At 39.8% G+C, this 6689-nt stretch carries 4 protein-coding genes; 2 read left to right on the forward strand and 2 right to left on the reverse strand.

Annotation, left to right across the window (positions count from 1 at the left end):
• Both IQ228_RS17865 and IQ228_RS17870 read right to left on the reverse strand, forming a co-directional pair.
• Positions 1–330: GxxExxY protein (locus IQ228_RS17865; protein WP_193963780.1), on the reverse strand; the 330-nt coding region annotated here is incomplete at its 3' end.
• An 87-nt stretch (positions 331–417) separates the two neighbouring features.
• Entirely contained in the window at positions 418–2631 is a 2214-nt protein-coding gene (locus IQ228_RS17870; protein WP_193963782.1) for a phosphoketolase, read from the reverse strand.
• 477 nt (positions 2632–3108) lie between these two features.
• Between IQ228_RS17870 and IQ228_RS17875 the strand changes: the two genes are divergently transcribed.
• Both IQ228_RS17875 and crtO read left to right on the forward strand, forming a co-directional pair.
• On the forward strand, positions 3109–4491 hold the full coding sequence (locus tag IQ228_RS17875; protein ID WP_193963784.1) for a cytochrome P450: 1383 nt from the start codon (positions 3109–3111) through the stop codon (positions 4489–4491).
• 403 nt (positions 4492–4894) lie between these two features.
• Positions 4895–6589 carry a beta-carotene ketolase CrtO gene (gene crtO / locus IQ228_RS17880; protein WP_027401163.1) on the forward strand — a complete coding sequence of 565 codons (1695 nt, stop codon included), beginning with the start codon at positions 4895–4897 and terminating at the stop codon, positions 6587–6589.
• Positions 6590–6689 lie beyond the last annotated feature (100 nt).

Consider the following 6689-nt stretch of genomic DNA (forward strand, 5'->3'; position numbering starts at 1 on the left):
ACATAGAGTAAGTCCAGTTGTTTTAAGATAATTCATACATTGGGCAAAATGCTTACTATCCAGTGTTGTTACTGCCTTTAACTCTACAATAATAGTATTTTCTACCAACAAATCAGCCCTATAATTACCCACAACTATACCGTCATACCAAACTTCCAGCATTTTTTGCTGCTCAACCAACAAACCAGTTTTTCGTAACTCATGCACCAGAGCATTTTCATAAACCTGCTCCAAAAAACCAACCCCCAAAGTATTACCCACCTTAAAAGCACACCCAATAATCTTTTCCGTAACCCCATTCAAATCCAATCTGCGTTCATCTGCGTTCATCTGCGTTCCCTCCAATAAAAAAATCAGCAAATGTACGCAACCCAACGCCAAATCATCCGCGTTAATCTGCGTACATCTGCGTTCTAATTAATGCACCAACTCAATAGCCCGCTTAGTCAAAGCTTCCGCAGTCAAACCATTAAAAGCCATCAACTCACCCGCACTAGCCGTAGTTTCCCCACGCTTCCAGGCAAAAGAATCACGCTTTGAATTACTGCGTAACATGATCGGTTCTAACATCGCCGCAGCGCCACCTGTCACACCAATTAAGGCATCTCCACCAAACAATTGCTCAAAATCGGCATCACTTAAAAAACCGTTATCTGGTTCAGAACAAGTATCCCAAGCTGTATCATGAGGACGATATAAACGACGAGGATTGATAATAGAAACAATCTTCACCCCAATACCTTCAGTTTCTAAAAAAGCCGCCGCTTCAAACACAGGAATTAAAGTCAAATCGCCAATTACAGCAAATACAACTGTCTTCCCACCAGCCACTTCATGTAATAACACCGCACCATCAATTAAGCCTTTTTCAGTTTGGGCAAAGGTGCTACGAATTGGCAAAGGAGACTTACTAGCAGTAATGACAATGCCCTTATTTTTTGTTTGCAAAGCCCAGTTATAACAGACTTGAATACTGTTAGCATCTGGGGGAAATAATGGGAAGACATTTCCAGTTCTCATCAAAGAAGCAAAATAAGCTTCAATTTCTGGTCTTTGGTGAGTCCAACCGTTGCGTCCTTGTTCTAAAGCCCCGGCTGTAAATAATGTAATTGTCGAGGGAGTTTGACGGCGTAATTCTGCCATTGCTTGGGTTACTGTTTGCCAAATTGGTAAACCATTGATGGCAAAAGATTCGTAAGAACACCACAAAGTTCTCGCCCCCATTAAGGATAAACCAGCGGCTAATCCTGCACAAGCATCTTCGCTCAAAGGTTCGTAAACTTGACCTCCTGGGGCTTGATTATATAAATCATCGGTGGTGGGGTGATTGATTTTTAAAGCTTGGTTAATGTTAGCAATTCCTGATGCTTCGTTACCGTCAGCGTTAGTTACGAGGAAATTTTTATCCTTATTTCCGACTATTCCCACTAACCTACCCATTGCCGTTGTCGCCACTTGGGGAACTGCCCCAACCTTATATTCTTCTAATGGTAATTCCCCTAAATCTGCTAAGGGTAATTCAAATTCTGTCACCACAGTTTTCGCCGCCGGACCACCTCCCGCCCGTTCGGCATTTGTCCGCACAATTTGCCATGCTGCGGCTGATAATGCCCGTTTTTGTAAAGCGGTGACAATATGGGGCGCGTCTAATGTATCTTTAGGATAGAGGTTGTGTGATTTTGCCCCCAAGGCGTGAACCCCTGCCCCTTTGAGTTGTTTGATAATAAATACGGTCAATTTTCCGCCAAGTGCTGAACGGGCAGCTTTATCCATACCTACTAATACGGCTTTGGTAAATTCTAGGCGGTTCTCAAAGGAAAATGCGGTACTATCAACGTATTCACCGGCTTGATTTTGGTCGTCAAAATCTTTGGCATTGACTAATACAACTTCGGCAAAACCGTTACCTTGCCAATAGGCGATCATCTCTGCGTTGGTTTTCAAAGATACCATGCTGTGGTGTTCTTGGCTGTAACCGTTCCACACCAACACGGGTAAAAAGTTGGTGACGGTGGGGTAAGCGGTGTTGAAATGTGCCATTGAACTCATGATATAGGGTTCACCCAGTCCCCCGTCTCCCACTGTGAAGGGGAAGAGTTTGTCACGGTGCAACAGGGCAGCAGACATGGCAAAATGTTGTCCTTGTCCCAGGGGTCCCGCCGGTGCGAGAATACCGGGAATGTAGCCGGAAAGGTGTCCTAATAATCCATGCTTTTCTCGAAAGCGATCGCGCAATTGTTGTACTGTAGAAATGCCCATGTCTTCCAAAGACCGGTCTAGGAACATGGCACTATAGAAACCGGGGGCGTGATGTCCCACTTCCGTGATAATGTTTTTATGTCCCAGCATGACCAAAGCTGCATAAGCTTCCGCTTGGCTGGCAAAACCGCCGGGATGTCCAGAAGCCTTACTACCAGTGACTTGTAGGGTTAGGTAGCGCAGGGCATCAGCGGCGAGTAGGGTTTGATATACTGCATTTGCATCTGTGGGGGAGGCGATCGCATTCCTGCCCGATTCTATCACGGGAGTTGCCCCATAAGTTTCAAAATCTGGCAATGCTTCCCCAAAATATTGTATCCCTTCACAAAAATTTGGAACTGCGGAAGCTGCCTTTGTCGTAATTACTGTCATGCTAATAAGTACCTTAATAAAATCGGAAAAAACTTGAGTTTCTGGTTTAATGTAACCAAAATCTTACATCTTTGAGGATCTAATAGTTAATTGTATTTTTGCAACATCACCATAAGTAGCCATCATGAACTGCGTACAGCAGGACACATAAAAAAACCTCTGATTCCCTTCTCGAAGAGCGGGGAGGGGTCTTATTTTTAATTTAGGTTAAATGAACCACGAAGGGAAGAAGATAGTTATCGTCAGTAATTTCGACGGATTCTGAAGAATTATCACTTATGATACCGAAGAATTAACCGCCTATTAAAATGGTACTTAAAGGTCGTCATCACCCAGTTTTGATCAACTGGAAGTTGAAAATAAGTTGATGATTTTTTATGTTTTTGCCTCTTGCCAAGTTCCCCTGACCCCAAAAGGGTTTATAGTTGAAGTTAAGTTATTCTATAATTAATTGTGTGATCAAAACGGGAGAAAATTATGCAAATAATACCAAGACCCAAAGCATCATCTACTATTCAAGTTTTAAACTGGATATTCAGACCTATGCCTTATATGGTGGAATGTGCTAAAAAATATGGTGATTTGTTTACTCTAAAATTGCAAAGTAATTTACCACCAATTCTATTTGTTCATTCTCCTGAAGCTATTCAGCAAATACTCAGTAATGATCAAAAAGAATTGGAAGCACCAGGAGAATTGAATAGTATTTTTGAATATTTACTGGGCAAAAATTCTGTCATTAGTCTTAGTGGTAAAGAGCATCAACGTCAACGTCAATTAATTATGCCACCTTTTCATGGGGAAAGAATGCGAAATTATGCCGAATTAATTGAAAATATTACCACAAAAACTATCAATAAACAACCAAAAAATCAACCTTTTAATATCAGGAATATTTCTCAAGAGATTACTCTTCAGGTGATGATGGAAGCTGTTTTTGGCATTTATGAAGGAGAACGTCCTCAAAAACTTAAACAGTTACTTTGTGAAATTGTTGAACAAACTAGTAGTCCTTGGAGAGTGGCTTTTCTCTACTTTCCCAACTTGAAAAATATGATTGGTATTTCGGAAATTTGGAAACAACAAATGAAGAAACAGGAACAAGCTGACCAACTCATTTATCAGGAAATTCGAGAAAGAAGAGAAAATTTTGATCCTCACCGCACAGATATTCTTACTTTACTGATGATCGCCAGAGATGAACAGGGTGAAGCCATGACTGATGAAGAATTACGAGATGAATTAATAACTTTACTATTCGCAGGTCATGAAACTACAGCTACAGCTGTTTCTTGGGCTTTTTACTGGATTCATAAACTCCCAGAAGTACGAGAAAAACTATTAGCAGAATTGGATAGTTTAGGAGAAGATTATGATTCTAATACTGTCTTTAAATTGCCATATTTAACTGCGGTTTGTAATGAAACATTAAGGATTTATCCCGTAGGAATGCTAACTTTTCCCAGAAAAGTAAAAACCCCTATTTCTCTCTGTGGTTATCAACTTGAACCAGGTACAGTTGTCATAGGTTCAATTTATTTAACTCATCACCGCGAAGATATTTATCCTGAACATGAGAAATTTCACCCAGAACGCTTTTTAGAAAAACAATTTTCTCCTTATGAATTTCTACCTTTTGGTGGTGGTGCAAGACGTTGTATAGGTTTAGCGTTTGCCCAAATGGAAATGAAATTAATATTAGCTAAAGTCATGAAAACATGGTCAATGAAATTAATTGATACTCACGAAATCAAACCACAAAGACGCGGTTTAGTCACAGGTCCAAATCGTCCAATAAATTTAGAAATTCAGAATATTCGTCAACCAAAATCTGCAAATTTAGAACCAGTGAAAGTTTAATTTAGTCAATTAAGATCCCCGACTTCTTTTTTTATCTTGTAAATAAATTCTGATTATATATAAAAAGTCGGGGTTCTGGGTTTATCATCTATTTTTTTAATACTTGCGGTTCTACTACTACCCTTATGGAAAAGAATATTAATTTAATTTTTGTAGGTTGGGTTGAACGAAGTGTATCCCTTACGGGAGCCGAAGGCATAACCCAACATTAGAAGAAAGATGGTCAGGGGTGTTGGGTTATGGCTTCGCCAGACTATGGCTAACGCCACGCTCCGCGGACGTGAACGTTCCTTAACCCAACCAATAAATGTTGTTTTACATAAAGGAAACGGTAGAGCCATACTTGCTTGCATTCTCTAAATATAATAATATAAAAAAGCCAGGTTTTTATATCATAAGAGATATGCAAGAATACGACGTTATCATCATCGGCGCTGGACACAACGGTTTAGTTTGTGCAGCTTATTTACTCAAAGCAGGTTATAGCGTCCTTCTACTAGAAAAACGTCCTGTTCCCGGTGGTGCAGCCACAACAGAAGAATGTATTCCAGACAAAGCACCGGGTTTTAAATTTAACTTGTGTGCCATTGACCATGAATTTATTCATTTAGGTCCAGTTGTCGAAGAATTAGAACTAACAAAATATGGCTTAGAATATCTAGATTGTGACCCAGTTGTATTTTGCCCTCACCCCGACGGTAAATATTTCTTAGCCCATAAATCATTAGAAAAAACCTGTGCGGAAATAGCTCGTTACAATGAAAGAGATGCTAAAAAATATGCCGAATTTACAGATTATTGGCAACGGGCAATTAACGCCATGACACCCATGTTTAATGCTCCACCCAAATCAATTATAGATATTTTTGGTAACTACAATTTTCAACAGGTTAAAGATTTATTTTCTGTAGTGGGTTCTCCCGCCAAAAGCTTTGATTTTGTGCGAACAATGCTTAATAGTGCCGAGGATATTCTCAATGAATGGTTTGATGAAGAATTTCTCAAAGCACCCCTAGCTAGACTCTCTTCTGAATTAGGTGCGCCACCTTCTCAAAAAAATCTCGCAATTGGGGTGATGATGATGGCAATGCGTCATAATCCTGGTATGGCTAGACCTCGCGGCGGTACAGGTGCATTGGTGCAAGCATTGGTGAAATTAGTTAATAGCAAAGGTGGGGTAATTCTCACAGACCAGCACGTAGAAAAGATTTTAATTAATGATGCTAAAGCCGAGGGTGTGCGGGTGGCAGGTGGTAAAGAATATCGAGCAAAACATGGCGTAATTTCTAACATTGATGCCCAAAGATTATTCTTACAAATGACAGAAAAAAATGATATTGATGCCGTTGATCCTGATTTATGGGAAAGATTAGAACGCCGCATTATCAACAACAATGAAACTATCCTCAAAATAGATTTAGCATTAGATGAACCCTTGCATTTTTCTCATCATGATCATAAAGATGAATATCTCATTGGTTCAATTCTCATTGCTGATTCTATGAATCATGTTGAACAGGCTCATAGTAAATGTACATTAGGCGAAATTCCCGATTCTGACCCCTCCATGTATCTCGTCATGCCTAGCGCCCTTGACCCCAGTTTAGCGCCACCTGGAAAACATACTTTATGGATTGAATTTTTTGCACCCTATCAAATTGCTAATGCAAACGGTACAGGTTTAAAAGGAACAGGTTGGACTGATGAATTGAAAAATCAAGTTGCAGATAGAGTAATTGACAAATTAGCAACTTATGCCCCCAATGTGAAAAAAGCAACTATCGCTAGAAGAGTTGAAAGTCCAGCGGAATTAGGAGAAAGATTAGGAGCATATAAAGGAAATTATTATCATATTGATATGACAATGGATCAAATGATCTTTTTCCGACCTTTACCCGAATTAGCTAATTATAAAACTCCCATTGATAATCTCTTTTTAACAGGCGCAGGAACACATCCCGGCGGTTCAATTTCCGGGATGCCAGGACGTAATTGTGCGAGGGTCTTTTTACAAAACAAGCAACCCTTTACTCAAGCTTTAAAGGATGCCGGAAACTCGATTAAGTCTACAGTTGGTTCTGTATTTGGGATGAATTAGATAATACAGATGTAGGGTGCGTTAGTGCAGCGTAGCGCACCAACTTTTATACATCAAAAAGTTGTAATTTTTAAAATACATTAAAAACTCCTATTTATTC

The sequence above is a fragment of the Dolichospermum sp. LEGE 00246 genome, assembly GCF_015207865.1.
In the GTDB taxonomy this organism is placed as follows: domain Bacteria; phylum Cyanobacteriota; class Cyanobacteriia; order Cyanobacteriales; family Nostocaceae; genus Dolichospermum; species Dolichospermum heterosporum.